At 66.4% G+C, this 15,344-nt stretch carries 10 protein-coding genes; 4 read left to right on the top strand and 6 right to left on the bottom strand.

The window, feature by feature from the left end; all coding sequences use genetic code 11:
- Positions 1–6: 6 nt before the first annotated feature.
- Entirely contained in the window at positions 7–3,132 is a 3,126-nt protein-coding gene (locus GTP55_RS10585) for an efflux RND transporter permease subunit (protein WP_161044887.1), read from the top strand.
- The gene (locus tag GTP55_RS10580; protein WP_161044886.1) at positions 3,104–3,565 is read left to right on the top strand and encodes an AraC family transcriptional regulator; all 462 of its coding nucleotides are present in this window, start codon (positions 3,104–3,106) and stop codon (positions 3,563–3,565) included. Before GTP55_RS10585 ends, GTP55_RS10580 begins: the two co-directional genes overlap by 29 nt.
- Here the strand turns inward: GTP55_RS10580 and GTP55_RS10575 are convergent.
- The 5 genes from GTP55_RS10575 to GTP55_RS10555 all read right to left on the bottom strand — a co-directional run bounded on the left by GTP55_RS10575 (position 3,555) and on the right by GTP55_RS10555 (position 10,798).
- Positions 3,555–4,979, bottom strand: coding sequence for an efflux transporter outer membrane subunit (locus tag GTP55_RS10575; RefSeq protein WP_229257858.1), 1,425 nt, complete (start codon positions 4,977–4,979; stop codon positions 3,555–3,557). The two genes, GTP55_RS10580 and GTP55_RS10575, sit on opposite strands and share 11 nt — an antisense overlap.
- A complete protein-coding gene (locus tag GTP55_RS10570) occupies positions 4,976–6,190 on the bottom strand; it encodes an HlyD family secretion protein (protein ID WP_161044885.1) in 1,215 nt (404 codons plus the stop codon). The genes GTP55_RS10575 and GTP55_RS10570 overlap by 4 nt, the downstream gene beginning before the upstream one ends.
- Before the next feature lie 5 nt (positions 6,191–6,195).
- On the bottom strand, positions 6,196–7,827 hold the full coding sequence (locus tag GTP55_RS10565; protein WP_161044884.1) for an MFS transporter: 1,632 nt from the start codon (positions 7,825–7,827) through the stop codon (positions 6,196–6,198).
- Between the two features lie 109 nt (positions 7,828–7,936).
- Positions 7,937–10,357: a catalase gene (locus GTP55_RS10560; protein ID WP_161044883.1), complete on the bottom strand. Its 2,421-nt coding sequence runs from the start codon at positions 10,355–10,357 to the stop codon at positions 7,937–7,939.
- Positions 10,358–10,444: 87 nt separating this feature from the next.
- Positions 10,445–10,798 (bottom strand): ElaB/YgaM/YqjD family protein, encoded by a 354-nt coding sequence (locus GTP55_RS10555; protein ID WP_110844947.1) that lies wholly within the window; start codon positions 10,796–10,798, stop codon positions 10,445–10,447.
- Between the two features lie 194 nt (positions 10,799–10,992).
- Here GTP55_RS10555 and GTP55_RS10550 point away from each other — a divergent pair, with 194 nt between their 5' ends.
- Both GTP55_RS10550 and GTP55_RS10545 read left to right on the top strand, forming a co-directional pair.
- On the top strand, positions 10,993–13,350 hold the full coding sequence (locus GTP55_RS10550; RefSeq protein ID WP_161044882.1) for a hypothetical protein: 2,358 nt from the start codon (positions 10,993–10,995) through the stop codon (positions 13,348–13,350).
- Between the two features lie 265 nt (positions 13,351–13,615).
- Positions 13,616–14,737, top strand: coding sequence for a branched-chain amino acid ABC transporter substrate-binding protein (locus GTP55_RS10545; protein WP_161044881.1), 1,122 nt, complete (start codon positions 13,616–13,618; stop codon positions 14,735–14,737).
- Here GTP55_RS10545 and GTP55_RS10540 read toward each other — a convergent pair.
- A complete protein-coding gene (locus GTP55_RS10540) occupies positions 14,734–15,300 on the bottom strand; it encodes a biliverdin-producing heme oxygenase (protein WP_371868321.1) in 567 nt (188 codons plus the stop codon). The two genes, GTP55_RS10545 and GTP55_RS10540, sit on opposite strands and share 4 nt — an antisense overlap.
- Positions 15,301–15,344 lie beyond the last annotated feature (44 nt).

Here is a 15,344-nt window from a genome sequence, read left to right as displayed (position 1 = left end):
ACCAGCATGAATTTCTCCGCCCTCTCCATCAAGAATCCGATCCCGGCGATCATGCTGTTTGCGCTGCTGTCGCTGGCCGGCTTCCTGGCCTACAAAGCCAATCCGGTGCAGGACTTCCCGGACATCGAACTGCCGATCGTCACCGTCACCGCCACGCTGGACGGCAGCGCGCCGGCGCAACTGGAGACCGAAGTCTCGCGCAAGATCGAAGACTCGGTGGCCACGCTGCAAGGTATCAAGAACATCTCCACCACCGTGCTCGATGGCGTCTCCACCACCACCGTCGAATTCATCCTGGAGAAGAACATCTCCGACGCGGTGAACGATGTACGCGACGCCGTCGCCCGCGTCAAGGCCGACATGCCGGCCGAGCTGCGCGACCCCAGCGTCACCAAGGCCTCCACCGCCGGCCGCGTGGTGCTGACCTTCACCGCCGCCGCCGCGCCGACCCACGGCGACAAAATGGACAATCAGGAAGTCAGCTGGTTCGTCGACAACACCGTCGCCAAGCGCCTGCTGGCGGTACCCGGGGTCGGCGCTGTCAAACGCGTCGGCGGCGTCTATCGCGAAATCCGCGTGGAGCTGGACGACGCCCGCATGGCCGCGTTGCGCGTCTCTGCGCTGGACGTCTCGCGCCAGCTGCATCAGGTGCAGAAAGAAGCGCCGGGCGGACGCGGTGATGTCAGCGGCGCCGAACAATCGGTGCGCACCATCGCCACCGTGCAGACGGCGGCCGAACTGGCGGCGATGGACCTGCCGCTGCCGGATGGCCGCCGCGTGCGGCTCGACCAGGTGGCGACCGTCACCGACACCGTCTCCGAACCGCGCGCCATCGCACTGCAAGACGGCGCGCCGGTGGTCGGCTTTGAAATCTTCCGCACCAAAGGCGCCAGTGAAGTGGCGGTCGCCAAAGGCGCGCGTGCCGCCATCGAAGAGCTGCAAAAGAACAATCCAAAAGTCGAACTGAAACAGGTGATCGACAACGCCCATCCGGTCGAAGAAAACTTCGATGGCTCGATGGAACTGCTGTACGAAGGCTCGCTGCTGGCGGTGCTGGTGGTGTGGTGGTTCCTGCGCGACTGGCGCGCCACACTGGTGGCCGCCGCCGCGCTGCCGCTGTCGGTGATGCCGGCCTTCCTCGGCATCTACCTGTTCGGCTACACGCTCAACACCGTCACGCTGCTGTCGCTGGCGCTGGTGGTCGGCGTGCTGGTGGACGACGCCATCGTCGAAATCGAAAACATCGAACGCCATCTGCGCATGGGCAAAACGCCGATGGAAGCGGCGCTGGAAGCGGCCGACGAAATCGGCATGGCGGTCATCGCCACCACCTTCGCGCTGGTGGCCGTATTCCTGCCGACCGCCTTCATGAGCGGCATTCCCGGCCTGTTCTTCAAGCAGTTCGGCTGGACCGCCGTGATCGCGGTGCTGGCGTCGCTGGTGGTGGCGCGTCTGCTGACGCCAATGATGGCGGCCTACATTCTCAAGCCCGCCGCGCACAAGGAAGAAAAAGACGGCTGGCTGATGTCGCGCTACATCCGCGTCATGCGCTGGTGCCTGACGCACCGCCTGGTGACCGCCAGCGCCGCCGCCGTGTTCTTCGTCACCTCGATCATGCTGGTCGGCCTGTTGCCGACCGGCTTCGTGCCGGCGGCGGACCGCTCGCAAACCCAGATCAACCTGGAACTGCCGCCCGGCTCCACGCTGGCAGAAACCGGCGTAGTGGCCGAGCGCGCGCGCCTTGCGGCGATGCAGGTCAAGGGCATCAAGTCGGTATTCAGTTCCATCGGCGGCGGCTCCAGCGGCGACGCCTTCGCCCCCGGCGCCGCAGCCGAAGCGCGCAGCGCCGTGCTGACGCTGACCACCGTGCACCGCACCGACCGCAAGGAATCGATGGCCGATCTGGAAGCCGAGATCCGCCACAAGCTGGACGCCATTCCCGGCGCCCGCTTCAAGGTCGGCCCGCCGGACAACGGCGTCAAGATGCAGCTGGTGCTGCGCAGCGAAGACCCGGTGGCGCTGAAAGCCGCCGCACAGAAAGCCGAGCGCGAACTGCGCACGCTGAAAGGCGTCGGCAACGTGCGCTCGACCGCCTCGCTGGTGCGGCCGGAGATCATCGTCAAGCCGGACTTCGCCAAGGCGGCCGACATGGGCGTCACCGCCGAATCCATCGGCCAGACCGTGCGCGTGGCCACCGCCGGCGACTACGACACCGATCTGACCAAGATGAACCTGCCGGAGCGCCAGGTGCCGATCCGCGTCAAGCTGCCGGACGCCGTGCGCGCCGATCTGGACGCCATCGGCCGACTTACGGTGCCGGGCAAGAACGGCCCGGTCCTGCTGGCCACCGTGGCCGACATCAGCATGCAAAGCGGCCCGGCGCAGATCAATCGCCTCAACCGCAGCCGCAACGTCACGCTGGAAGTGGAGCTGGGCAAGCGCGCGCTGGGTGAAGTCAACAGCGAAGCGCGCGCGCTGCCGTCGCTGAAGAACCTGCCGCCGTCGGTGAAGATCGCGGAACTGGGCGATACGCAGGAGATGGCGTCGCTGTTCGCCAGCTTCGGCCTGGCCATGCTGATCGGCGTGTTGTGCATCTACTGCGTGCTGGTGCTGCTGTTCAAGGACTTCATGCAGCCGGCGACGATTCTGGCGGCGCTGCCGCTGTCGATCGGCGGCGCCTTCGTGGCGCTGCTGGTGACGCATAGCGCGCTGTCGATGCCGTCGATGATCGGCTTGATCATGCTGATGGGGATCGTGACAAAAAACTCAATCTTATTGGTTGATTATGCTATTCTGGCCCGCCAGGAAGGCATGGGGCGTTTTGAAGCGCTGGTCGATGCCTGCCACAAACGTAGCCGTCCGATCCTGATGACCACCATTGCGATGGGCGCGGGCATGATGCCGCTGGCCCTGGGCTGGGGCGCCGACCCCAGCTTCCGCTCGCCGATGGCGATCACCGTGATTGGCGGCCTGATTACTTCAACGCTTTTGAGTTTGCTGGTGGTGCCTGCCGTGTTCACCTATGTCGACGACTTTGAACACTGGCTGCAGCGCATGCTGCGCAAGGTGCGCCGCCAGCCGGCTGTTCATGAAGGAGACGTGCATGCAATACGAGATAAAAGAACTGCCTGAAGTCCGGGTCGCCTATTTGCGCTACAAGGGGCCGTTCGGTCCCGCCGTGGGCGAATTCTGGAAGGAAGTGTTTACCCCGTGGCAGCAGGCCATGGGCCTGACCGGCAAGGTGACCTACGGCGTGGCACAGGATGATCCGTCCACCACGCCGGCCGCCGAGTGCCGCTACGACGCCTGTGTGGCGGTATCGGCCGACTATCCGATCCAGCCGCCGGCCAAGGAATCGCACCTGCCGGCGGGGCATTACGCGGTGGCGCCGTTCAAAGGCACCGGCGCCGACGTGCCGGCGGCATGGGGCGAATTCTTCGGCCAGCTGTCGGCCGAAGGCAAGATCGACGAAGGCGTGTGCTTCGAGCGCTATCCGGCCGATTACGGCATGGACCCGGACACCGGCGTCTTCGCTGCGGAACTCTGCATTCCGGTCAAGGTTTAATCCAGCCGCCACCCATCACGCGGTACAGGTCCACTGACGCGACCAGTATCCGCGTCTTCAACTGCAGGCGTCCGACGTCCGCGCTGTACAGCGTGCGTTGGGCGTCCAGCTCTTCCAGATACGAGGCGTAGCCGTTGCGATAGCGGTTGTGCGCAATGCGCAGCGTTTCCGCTGCCGTGGCGCGGCGCGCATCGTTCTGGATCGCCTGTTCGCGCAGCCGCACGATCGCGCCCAGGCCATTCTCGGTTTCCGAAAACGCCGTCCGCACCGCGCTCTCATACGCATAGATGCTCTGGTCGCGCTGCGCCGCCACCGAGTCGGTCTGCGACTGCACGCGGCCAGCGTCGAACACCGGCGCGGCCACGGCGGCAGTCAGGTGCCACAGCGCGGTCGGCGCGTTCAGCAGATCGTGCCACTTCAGATTTTGCACGCCGCCCACTGCGGTCAGCCGGAACGACGGCAGCAACTGGTCGCGCGTGGCCTGCAGGTTGGCGTTGAGCGCCACCAGGTTGTATTCGGCGCGCGCGATGTCGGGACGGCGGCGCAGCAGTTCCGACGGCAGCCCTTCCGGCACCGGTGGCGGTTGCAGGTCCGCCAGCGCGGTGCCGCGCGCCACCGGGCCGGGATTGCCGCCGGTGAGGATCGACAGCGCGTTTTCCTGTTCAAAGATTTGCCGCTTCAGCTGCGGCACGGTTTCGGCGGTGGTCTGGTATTCGGCCTGCGCTTGCAGCCACTCGAGCCGCGAGCTGTAGCCGACGTCGAACTGGCGCTTGGCCAGCTTGGCCGATTCTTCGCGCAGCTTGAGCGTGGCTTCGGTCAGCTCCAGCTGCGCATCCAGACCGCGCAGGTTGAGATAGCCGGAGGCCACGGTGGCGGCGATCGACAGCGCCACCGCATCGGCGTTGGCTTGCTCGGATTGATAGGTGGCGGTGGCGGCGTCGGTCAGCGCGGCCAGCCGGCCCCACGCGTCGATTTCGTAACTGGCCTGGAATTCGGCCTGGTAGACATTGGTCACGTAAGGCACGCCGTTGTAGGCCAGCTGGCGCGCGCGGGTGGGCGTGGAATCGACCGAGGCGGTGGGTTTCTGCCCGGCTTTGGCCACACCGATCAGCGCGCGGTACTGCGCCACCCGGCCACGGGCGACGCGCAGGTCGCCGTTGTTCTGCAAGGCCGTGTCGACCAGCGCCGTCAAGGCGGGATCGCCGAAGCTCTGCCACCACTGCTGCGCCACCGGTCCACTGCCCTGCTGCTGCACCGCCGTGCGCCACGCGGCTGGCACCTGCAAGGTCGATGCCGGCGGCGGCGCCACAGTGGCTGCGCAACCCGCCAGCGCCAGCGCCACGGCGACAGCTGCCGCCATGCCGCGCATGCCGGCGTGGCTGGAGCGCCGGCCGCACATTGCGCGCCACGTCATGGCCTGGCTCCCGCCGGCGCTGCGGCCGGTGCTGGCTGGCCATGCGCCGTCTCGCGCACCTTGACCGAGGTGTCGATGCTGACCACGACCGACATGCCGGGCGACAGCCGGCGCGCGTTGGCCTGGCCCTGGTCGATGCGGATGCGCACCGGTATGCGCTGCGCGATCTTGACGAAGTTGCCGGTAGCGTTATCGGCCGGCAGCACGCTGAACTCCGAGCCGGTGGCCGGCGAAATCCGCTCCACCACGCCGGTCAGCTGCGCGCCATCCAGCGCATCGACTTTAAACGTGGCCGGCTGGCCGACCTGCACATCGTTCATCTGCGTTTCCTTCAGGTTGGCGATCACCCACAACTGCTTCGGCACCAATCCCATCAACTGCGCGCCGACGTTGACGTAGGCGCCCTTGCGCACCGTGACCTGCCCCAGCTGGCCGTCTTCCGGCGCGCTGATGCGGGTGTTGTCGAGATCGACCTTGGCCGCCTTCAGCGCCGCTTCCGCATTCGCCACCGCCGCCTCCAGCGACAGCTTGTTGACCGTCACCGAGCGCACCTGCTGCCGGGCGATGTCCACACTGGCGCGCGCCTGCGCCACCGCCGCCGACGTCTGCGCATTGGCCGCACGCGACGAGTCCTGTTCACGCAGCGACAGCGAACCATCTTCCGCCAGCGAATTGACCCGCTTCAGATCGGCCACCGACTTGGCCGCCTGCGCCTGCGCATTGGCCAAGGTGGCTTCATTCAGCAGCACGCTGGCTTCGGCCGAGCGATGCGCCTGCACCCAGTTTTCCAGCGCAGCCTTTTGCGCCGCCAGCTGCGCCTGCGCCTGGTCGTAGCGCTGCTGGTAGATGCGGTCGTCGATCTGCGCCAGCAACTCGCCCTGCTTCACGTACTGGAAGTCCTGCACCTTGACGTCCACCACATAGCCCGGCAACTGGGTGCCGATCAGCGTCACCTGGCCGCGCACCAGCGCGTTCTCGGTGGCGACGATGGCGCTGGTGAACGGCGGCAGCCGCCATGCATACAGCACCACCAGCACGCCCACCAGCGCCACCAGCGCGAACAAGGTGGCGGACACCGCCTGCGCGCGCCGGTCCGGCGCCGGCGCAGCGGGACTGGAAGCGGCCACCGCTGCTGCGGCGGCGGCCGCAGCCATCGCCGCCATGCGGTTGTCAGGAGTCGGTGGGGTGTCGGGAGTGGGGGTATTGGCCATGGGTTTCAGCGGGATCCGGAATTGTTGAGAGAAGCAGTCGCCATGCCGGTCTGGGCGTTCTGCACCGACTTCGATTGCTGGGACACACTGGCGGTCCACAGGTAATGGGTCAGCATCCCCGCCATCGTCAGCAGCGCCAGCACGGTGATGCCCAGGAACACGTCGTTATAGGCGAGGATATTGGCTTCGCGCGTCGCCGCCGCACTGAGCGAGGCCAGCCCGCGCGCGCCGCCGGCCTGGATGCGCGCCGCCACCTGCGGGTCGAGCAGGGTCAGGTGCTCGACCAGGATGCTGGAATGGTATTTTTCGCGCCACACCTGGAAGGTGCCGGTCACCGCCGTACCCAGCAGGCTGCCCAGCGTTTGCGTGATCGAGAACATCACCGAGAAGCTGACCAGGTTGTTCGGCGCGGCGATCACCGCGCCAAAGCCGGAAATAAAGGTGGGGCCGACAAACAGCGCGCCGCCAAAGCCGAGCAGGAACTGCGACAGATACAGGTCTTGCGGCCGCGTCAGGTTGGTGGCGTCGGAATCCATGTAGGCGCCCAGCGCCATCACCGCCAGCGAGAACAGCAGCTGGCCGGGAATCCGCGTCGGCGAAATGTATAGCGCGCTGACCACCAGCCCGGCCACCGCGCCGGCCATGACGACCCACCACAATGTCAGCATCTGGTCATTGTTCAGGCCCAGCACCTGCAGGAAGCCGACCGTGCCGCTGGCCTCCGATTGCACCACCCGGATCAGCAGCACCGAGGTGGCCAGACGGGCGATGTTGGGATTGATCAGCCAGCGCGTGTTGAGCAGCGGCCGCGCGCGGTTGTGTTCGATCGCCAGCGCGGCGCAGATCAGCACGATCGAGCCGGCCAGCGCATAGCCGACCCATGGCGTATCCAGCCACCACACGGTGCGGCCCAGCGCCAGCACCGCCGACAGCAGCGCCACGCCGGGCGCGAACAGGCCGAAGGTCAAAAAGTCCATTTTCTCGAATACCTTGATGCGGTCGCCCGGCGGCAGCTTCAGCGCCAGCACGCAGGCCAGCGACACCAGCGCCATTCCCAGCTCGAAGAAATACAGGCCGCGCCACTCGCCGAAATCCAGCAGGTTGGACGAGAACAGCCGTGCCATCGGAATCGCCAGCTGCGAAAAGCCGATGCCGAGCACCGCGCCCTTGAGCCGGTGCTTGGCCGGGAAGGCTTGCAGCGTGTAATACAAACCCAGCGTGGTCAGCGCCGCGCCGCTCATGCCATGCGCGGCGCGCACAGCAATCGCCGAGCCGAGGCCATGCACAAACAAGTGGGCCACGGTGACCAGCGCATACAACACAAGGAAGAGTTCGGTAAACAGGCGCAGCCCGTACTGCTGGCGGAATTTCACCAGCAGCAGGTTCATCGAGACGTTGGTCATCACGTAAGCGGCCGGCAGCCACTGGATTTCGGTGGTGAACACGCCCAGCGAGCCTTGCAGATACGGCAGGTTGACCGACACCAGCGCGTTGCCGAGGCCGCCGGTAATGGCGACGATGAAGCCCACCAGCAGGAAGGCGACGCGCTTCGGCATGGAATGGTCGGGATTGGACGGCGATCCCGGCAGGGTCGGCCGTTCATGCGGCTGCCATACTTGAGGGGCGTATACGTCCATGCGTCAGGTGTCCTGATTCTTTCTTTCGATAGAGGCAATAAAAAGCGTTAATGGCGAGCATATCACTATGCTCGCCATCAATGAAACACTTCAATGGTATAGGTTGGCTTTACAGTGGCGCAGCGTCGGTTTCGCGCTGGAAGTTACGGTGGCCGCCCAGCGCCTGCTGGAACTCTGCCAGTGCGCTGTCCAGCGCGCCAGCCGAGACCTGCCACAGCGCCGGATCAGGCGAACCATCGGCCAGCGCGGCTGGAATGCCGGCCGCCGCCAGCAACTGCTGACCGTCGCCGATCGCCAGCATCGGCTTGCAGTGACGGTATTGCAGACGCACGAAGTCGCGGGCGTCGGCGTCGCCGGCCAGCATCGCCGCGCTGGTGGCGCCGTCGGCGATCACCACCGCGTCATACAGCACGCCGGGACCGGCTTCGATCGAGATCTCGACATCGAGGCGGCTGCCGTCGGCCGCCGTCAATTGGCCCAGTTGCGGCGCCACCACACGTGGTACGGCGCCGGCCGCCAGCAGCGCGGCATACACGGTTTTCACGCTGTCGGCGTCAACGCCGTGGCCGGCCAGGATGGCGACCTTGCGCGTCTTGGCGCCGATGGCGCCGGGACGGCTCAGCAGCGACAGCGCCGGCGATGGCTCGTAGTGCGGCGGCGGGGCGTCGGTCGCCAGCGGCATAGCCGGCGGCACATCCATGCCCAGGCCCTGCGCCACGCCTTCGGCCAGGATCGGGTCGACATTGGCCAGCATCGACAGCAGCCGCACGCGGATCGCCGGCACCGTCACCCGGCTCAGTTCAAAGCGGTAGGCGTTGACGATGTGCGCCTGCTCGGCCGGGCTCTGGCTGATCCAGAACAGGCGCGCCTGCGAATAGTGGTCGGCGAACAGTTCCGGCTTGCCGCGCACCTTGTCTTCCGGCGGTTGCGGCATCTGGCTGAAGGCGGTGGTGAAACCGGCCATGCCGGCCTGGAACGGACAGCCGCCGCCCAGCGAATTCGGCTCGTACGCCACGCGGCCGCGGTGCACGGCCTGGCGGTGCATGCCGTCGCGCTGGTTGTTGTGCACCGGCGCCAGCGGCGCGTTGATCGGGATTTCGTGGAAGTTGGCGCCGCCCAGGCGGCTGATCTGGGTATCCAGGTAGGAATGGATGCGCCCCTGCAGCAGCGGGTCGTTGGTGAAGTCGATGCCCGGCACGATGTGCGCGGTGCAGAACGCCACCTGTTCGGTCTCGGCGAAGAAATTGTCCGGGTTGCGGTTCAGCGTCATCTTGCCGACCACCTGCACCGGCACCAGTTCTTCCGGCACGATCTTGGTCGGGTCCAGCACGTCGAACGGGAACGATGCCGCCTGCTCTTCGGTGAAGATCTGCAGACCCAGTTCCCATTCCGGATAGGCGCCGGCCTCGATCGCTTCCCACAGGTCGCGGCGGTGGAAGTCCGGATCGGCGCCGATGATCTTGGCCGCCTCGTCCCACACCAGCGAGTGGGTGCCGCCCACCGGCTGCCAGTGGAACTTGCAGAACACCGAGGCGCCCTGCGCATTGACCAGGCGGAAGGTGTGCACGCCGAAGCCCTGCATGGTGCGGTAGCTGCGCGGGATGGCGCGGTCGGACAGGTGCCACATCAGCATGTGGGTCGATTCCGGCATCAGCGTAACGAAGTCCCAGAAGGTATCGTGCGCGCTGGCCGCCTGCGGGATGCCGTTGTGCGGCTCGGGCTTGACCGAATGGATCAGGTCCGGGAATTTCATCGCGTCCTGGATGAAGAACACCGGAATATTGTTGCCCACCAGATCCCAGTTGCCTTCGTCGGTGTAGAACTTGACGGCAAAGCCGCGCACGTCGCGCACGGTGTCGGCCGAACCGCGCTCGCCGGCCACGGTCGAAAAGCGCACGAACACCGGGGTGCGCTTGCCGGCCGCCGCGAACGGCGCCGCGCGGGTCAGGTCGCTCAGATCCTGGTAGCTTTCGAAGTAGCCATGCGCGGCCGAGCCGCGCGCGTGCACCACGCGTTCCGGAATGCGTTCATGGTCGAAGTGGGTGATTTTTTCGCGCAGGATGAAGTCTTCCATCGCGGTCGGGCCGCGCAGGCCGACCTTGAGCGAATTCTGGTTGTCGGCCACCGGCACGCCCTGGTTGGTGGTCAGGCGCTGCTCGCTGCCGTCCGCGCGCACGCGGTCCAGATCGCCTGCAGGGCACACGCCCAGCGGCGGCGCGCCGTTGCCGGTCTTCGGCGATGGCGTGGTTTCGCCGGCGGTGCTGGCGCTGGCCACCGGATGCGGCACCGGACAGGTCTGGCCAGGCTGCGGCGTACGGGCGGCCTCGCCGTGCTCGCCGGCCTTGGTGGCGTTGTAGGGCATGGCGGCGGCGGCCTGCTGGCCGCCGGTCACTTTGTCAATCAGGGCTTCGTCCTGCGTGCTGGCGCCGCCCAGACTGGCGGGCGGATTGGCGGACGATGGGCCGGCAACGGTGCTCAATATACTACCGGCCCCCATTACGGAGGCCGGCGTTTTTTGCTTGGTGGTCATGGATATCCTTTGAACGAGACGAACGGAATGCCCTTGCGGACATCACCGGTCGTCCCGGCGATGACACCAGCCGGGCGAACGAAAAATTTATTTGCTGCCGCGCGAACCCAGCAGCTTGGAGATGCCGTAGCCGGCGGCGGCAGCCACCAGTACCGAGATCACCGGATTGGCGCGCACGTGGGTGCGGCTCGCTTCGGTGAAGTTTTTGTACGATTCAACCACTTGCTTGCTGCGCGCAGCCAGCGTGTCGGAAGTGCTTTCCACGGTGTCGGCAACTTTGTCGACGCCGGTGTGGGCCTGGCTGGCCAGACGGTCGGTAGTCGGCGGCACTTTGTCGGCGACTTTGTCGATGGCGGCGTGGGCGTCGGCGCGCAGGTCCTTGCCGATTTGGGTAACGCCGTCGCGGGTGCTGTTGATTTTGGTATCGATGCTGTTATCCATAATGCGATCCTCTCGTGGGTTGTTCGGGGTTGGAATGGTTACGATAGGCTTGACCAGCGCGCTTGACCGTGCGCGAACTAACAGTGTGCAAAATGGCCGGCTATGTGAAATGACACACGGACGCGGCCGCTATGGCGGCGCATGCTATACGTGAGCCATACCTTGTAAGCCAAACCTACTTTTGGAGAGCGGCAATGTTTCCCATCACATCCCTGACGCCCTCGGCGACGACGGAATTGCAAGCGGTCAACCGCGCTTCGGAAACGGCGGCGGTCAATAGCGCCACCATCAATGCCGTGGGCAGCGCGCTGGATGCGCCACCGGCGGCGTCGGTGACGGTGGACTTGTCGCCGGTGGCCGGCTTTCTGTTGTCGGTGACCAATGCCCAGCAGCAGTTGGCCCAGGTGCAGGGCAACACCCTGCTGGACACCGCGCAGCGCGCCGATACGGTCTATACAGCGGTGCAGAATGTGGTGGATGCGTTCAACCTGCTGCCGACGGTGGATTTCGATCAGGGCCAGCCGCTGCAAGGATCGCTGTTGAACAACCTGGTCAGCAGCTTGAACCAGCAGCTCAACGATGGCGCCACCACGCAGGCGCAAAATCTGGCGCGGCTGGGCGTGACCTTGCAGCCGCCGCTGCTCTCGGCGCTGACCGGCGGCCTGTCGCTGGAACCGGAGCAGTTGCGCGCCGCCTTCAACGCCAACAACCAGCAGACCACCGCCACGCTGGACAATACGCTCAGCAATTTCCGCGCGCTGGCCACCGATTTCGCCGAACAGCTGAGCGCGGCGGGCAGCGCGCAGTTTCCCGCCCTGGGCAGCAATCCGTTCCAGAGCCTGAATGCGCAGCAGCGCGCGGGCCTGACGCCGGAAGAGCTGGCGGCCAATACGCGGCTGGACCTGGCGCGGCAGGAAATCGATAACCTGTCGCAAAATCCGCTGCCGGAAACGGCGGCCGACCGCTTGTCGGCGCAGCGCGCGCAGTTGGAGCAAGCGACTGCGGCGCAGCAGCCGGAGACGCCATCGCCGATTGTGCAGCAACAGCAGGCGCAGGCAGCGCAACAGGCACAAGCCAACGTCCAGCAAGCCAACCTGCAGCAAGCCCTGCGCGACCAGGCGACGACCGACCAGCAGGCCAATCTGACGCAGGCACAGCAAGCGCAAGCCGCTCAGCAGTTGCAAGCCAACCAGCTGACCACGCAGCAAGCCCAGCAAACACAGGCGGCGCTGAATCAGCAAACGCAACTCGACCAGGCACGCGCCGCGCAACAGGCGCAAGTGCAGCAGGCGGCAACGCAGGTACAGAACGCGCAGCGGGCACAGGCAGCGCAGGTATCGGCCTTGCAGCAAACCTTGCAACTGAACCAGGCCGCGCAGCAAGCGCAACAAGAGGCACGCGCCGCACAAGAGACGCGAGCGGCACGCCAGGGCCAGCAAGCCCAGAACGTACAGCAGGCACAAGGCGCCCTGCAAAGCCAGCAAGCGCAGACCTTGCAACGGGCGCAAGCCACGTTACAGGGGCAGCAGGCGCAGAACGCTCAGCAAGCCCAGGCGACGCTGCAAGGACAGCAGCAAGCGCAGACGGCGCAGCAGGCGTTGGCCGCTCGCCAGGCGCAGCAAGCCCAAACCGCACTGCAGGGCCAGCAGGCACAGCAAACGCTCGCGGCGCAACGGGACCAGGCCAGTCTGCAGGCGCAGAATGCCCAACAGGCCCAGAATGCAGTCAATGCCACTACCGCTGCACAGCAAACCCAGCAAGCGCAGCAAGCCGCACCGACGGCCACCGAGCAGGCCGAACAAAGCGCATTGACCGCAGCCCAGCAGGCGCAAGCCACTGCACAGGCACAGACAGCGCGTCAGCAAGCCACGGCCACCGTCACGACTGCCAACGGCGCTGCACAGCAGGCGCAGCAACAAGCCGTGGCGGCGCAGAACGCCGTAGAGAACATTCCTGTACTGCCCGCCAACGCCAGTGCCGCGCAGCAGGCGCAGACCGCGCAAGCCGCTGCCGCCCAGGTCGCCATCGCCAACTCGGCCGCGCAGTCGGCCGCCGTGCAGGCGCAGGCCGCGCAGAACGCCGCCGACGCCATGGCGGCCCAGAATGCAGCCGCCGTCGCCGCCGCCGCGCAATCACGCCTGGCGCAGAACAACGCCGGAACCGCTGACGCCGCCACCACCGCAGCCAATGTCGCGGCGCAACAGGCCGCCGCCGTGCAGGAAACCGCCGCCAGCCTGGCCGCCGCCAACGCCGCCGCTGCCAACGCCACGCAACAAGCGGCCGCCGCCGCCAATGCCGCCCAGCAGGCAGCCGCAGCACAAGCCGCCGCCGAGCGGACCAACGCCGCCCAAGTGGCCGCCGCACAGAACGCCGCCAACATACCGGCCGACCTGCGCGCCAACCCAGCGCTGGCCGCAGCCATTGCCGCCTACAACATCAACGACATCGCCGGCACCACCGCCAATGCCGCCCGTGCCGCCACCGCCGCGATCCCGCGGGTGGGCGCAGTCAACGCCACCACCGCCACCCGCAGCATCGGCAACGCGCCGTAGCCGCCCTGACAACCCGTCGGCCCTGCGTTGCCGCGCCGGCAACGCGCCTGCCCGGCATTCCCGCCGGGGCAGCGCACCGCGACCGTGCAGGCCGCGCACCACTTGCCGCTGGCCGCACTGGCGCGGGGCGCGCTCGCCACATCGCCCCGCCGCCAGCATCACCGGCCAAATTAAATTCTGAAGACCACCTGTTTGCAAGCGCAACTCGCACGATAATATTCTGCGTTTTTAGCGATAATCATCGCATCAACAAACAGGAGATCGCATGAAATTGAAGCACACCGCCGCCGCCCTGGCCCTGCTGGCCGCCTTTGGCGCCCACGCCCAGGACACCATCATCAAGATTGGCCACAGCGGCCCGCTGTCCGGCGCCCAGGCCTTTGCCGGCAAGGACAACGAAAACGGCGCCCGCCTGGCGGTGGAAGAACTCAATGCCAAGCCGATCACCGTGGCCGGCAAGAAGCTCAAATTCGAACTGCTGTCGGAAGATGACCAGGGCGACCCCAAAGCCGGTATGGCCGCCGCCCAGAAACTGATCGACGCCGGCGTGCACTACGTGGTTGGCCCGTACAACTCGGGCGTCGCCATCCCCGCCTCGCGCGCCTACAACGACGCCGGCGCCCTGGTGGCCAGCGTCGCCACCAATCCAAAGCTGACCCAGCAAGGCTACAAGGGCCTGTATCGCGTCAACGCCAGCGACTCCCAATTGGGCTCGAAAATGGCGCTGTATGCCGCCAATGAAATGAAACTGAAAAACGTCGCCGTGATCGACGACCGCACTGCCTTCGGCCAGGGGCTGGCGGAAGAATTCAAGAAGCAGGCCAAGGCTTCCGGCATGACCGTGGCCGGCCACGAATTCACCAACGACAAGGCGTTCGACTTCACGTCCATCCTCACCAAGCTGAAAACCAAGAACGTGCAGGCGATCTTCTTCGGCGGCTACGCGCCGCAAGCGGCGCCGATGGCGCGCCAGATGAAGCAGCTGGGCATCACCGCCAAGCTGCTGGGCGGCGACACCATCTGCACCGCCGAAATGGGCAAGCTGGGCGGCGACACCGTCGGCGACAACGTGCTGTGCTCGCAGGGCGGCGCCATCCTCGACAAGGCCGCCACCGGTCCGGCCTTCAAGGCCAAGTTCAAGGCCCGCTTCAAGCAGGACGCCGACGTCTACGCCGCCGCCTACTACGACGCAGTGATGCTGTACGCGCAAGGCATGCAAAAAGCCAACTCGATCGACGCGCAAAAAGTGCAGGCGATCATCAGCGCCGGCTCCTATCAGGGCGTGGCCGGCACCTACGCCTTCGACGCCAAGGGCGACATGAAACAGTCGCCGGTCACCATCTTCACCTTCAAAGGCGGCCAGCCGGTGCCGCTGACGAGCTATTAAGCAGCTCTATTAAGCAGCCCGATCAGGCTGTCGAAGGCTTGCCGGGCGCCCTGGCAAGCCTGCTCGATCTGCGCCGGCGTCACCACGTCGGCGCGCAAGGCAGCCAGGAACTGCTGCCAGCGCGGACCGGGCGATCCCTGCCCGCCCAGATAACCCAGCGGATGCGGCGCCAATGATGCCGCCAGGCGCTTGTACAGCACCGCCCCGCCCAACTGAGAACCTTCGATCACATAACTGACGCCCCAACGATAAGCGGCGCTGGCTTGTGCCGGCCATGCCGCCTGCGCCGCCAGCGGCACGGCGGCGGGCAGCGCCTGCAGCGACGGATCAGCGAGATCGATGCGCAGCTGCGCCAGATAATCACGTGGCGGGAGCTGTTGGCGCGGCCCGTCCGGGTAGCTGTCCAGCCACGCTTGCAGCGGCGTCAGCCAGGCCTCCAGCAAGCGCAGATGGTCGCGGTAGGCGCGCAGGTCCGGCGCGGCGGCGGCCAGCGGCGTGCGCGAGTCCAGCTCGGCGTGACGGTCGGCGGTGGCGGCGCGCAAGGCGCTCAGGACATCCAATATATTCCCCTGATTCAACATGAAGTGACGATTCTACACAGTCCATA

The sequence above is a fragment of the Duganella margarita genome (assembly GCF_009857535.1).
GTDB lineage: Bacteria > Pseudomonadota > Gammaproteobacteria > Burkholderiales > Burkholderiaceae_D > Rugamonas > Rugamonas margarita.
Note: the sequence above shows the minus strand (reverse complement) of the source record. Positions and strands in the feature narration are given on the sequence as shown.

Excerpts from the sequence above, each read along its gene's own strand:
- GTP55_RS10585 (WP_161044887.1), top strand. The coding sequence starts at position 7 with ATGAATTTCTCCGCCCTCTCCATCAAGAATCCGATCCCGGCGATCATG.
- GTP55_RS10580 (WP_161044886.1), top strand. The coding sequence starts at position 3,104 with ATGCAATACGAGATAAAAGAACTGCCTGAAGTCCGGGTCGCCTATTTG.
- GTP55_RS10575 (WP_229257858.1), bottom strand. The coding sequence starts at position 4,979 with ATGACGTGGCGCGCAATGTGCGGCCGGCGCTCCAGCCACGCCGGCATG.
- GTP55_RS10570 (WP_161044885.1), bottom strand. The coding sequence starts at position 6,190 with ATGGCCAATACCCCCACTCCCGACACCCCACCGACTCCTGACAACCGC.
- GTP55_RS10565 (WP_161044884.1), bottom strand. The coding sequence starts at position 7,827 with ATGGACGTATACGCCCCTCAAGTATGGCAGCCGCATGAACGGCCGACC.
- GTP55_RS10560 (WP_161044883.1), bottom strand. The coding sequence starts at position 10,357 with ATGACCACCAAGCAAAAAACGCCGGCCTCCGTAATGGGGGCCGGTAGT.
- GTP55_RS10555 (WP_110844947.1), bottom strand. The coding sequence starts at position 10,798 with ATGGATAACAGCATCGATACCAAAATCAACAGCACCCGCGACGGCGTT.
- GTP55_RS10550 (WP_161044882.1), top strand. The coding sequence starts at position 10,993 with ATGTTTCCCATCACATCCCTGACGCCCTCGGCGACGACGGAATTGCAA.
- GTP55_RS10545 (WP_161044881.1), top strand. The coding sequence starts at position 13,616 with ATGAAATTGAAGCACACCGCCGCCGCCCTGGCCCTGCTGGCCGCCTTT.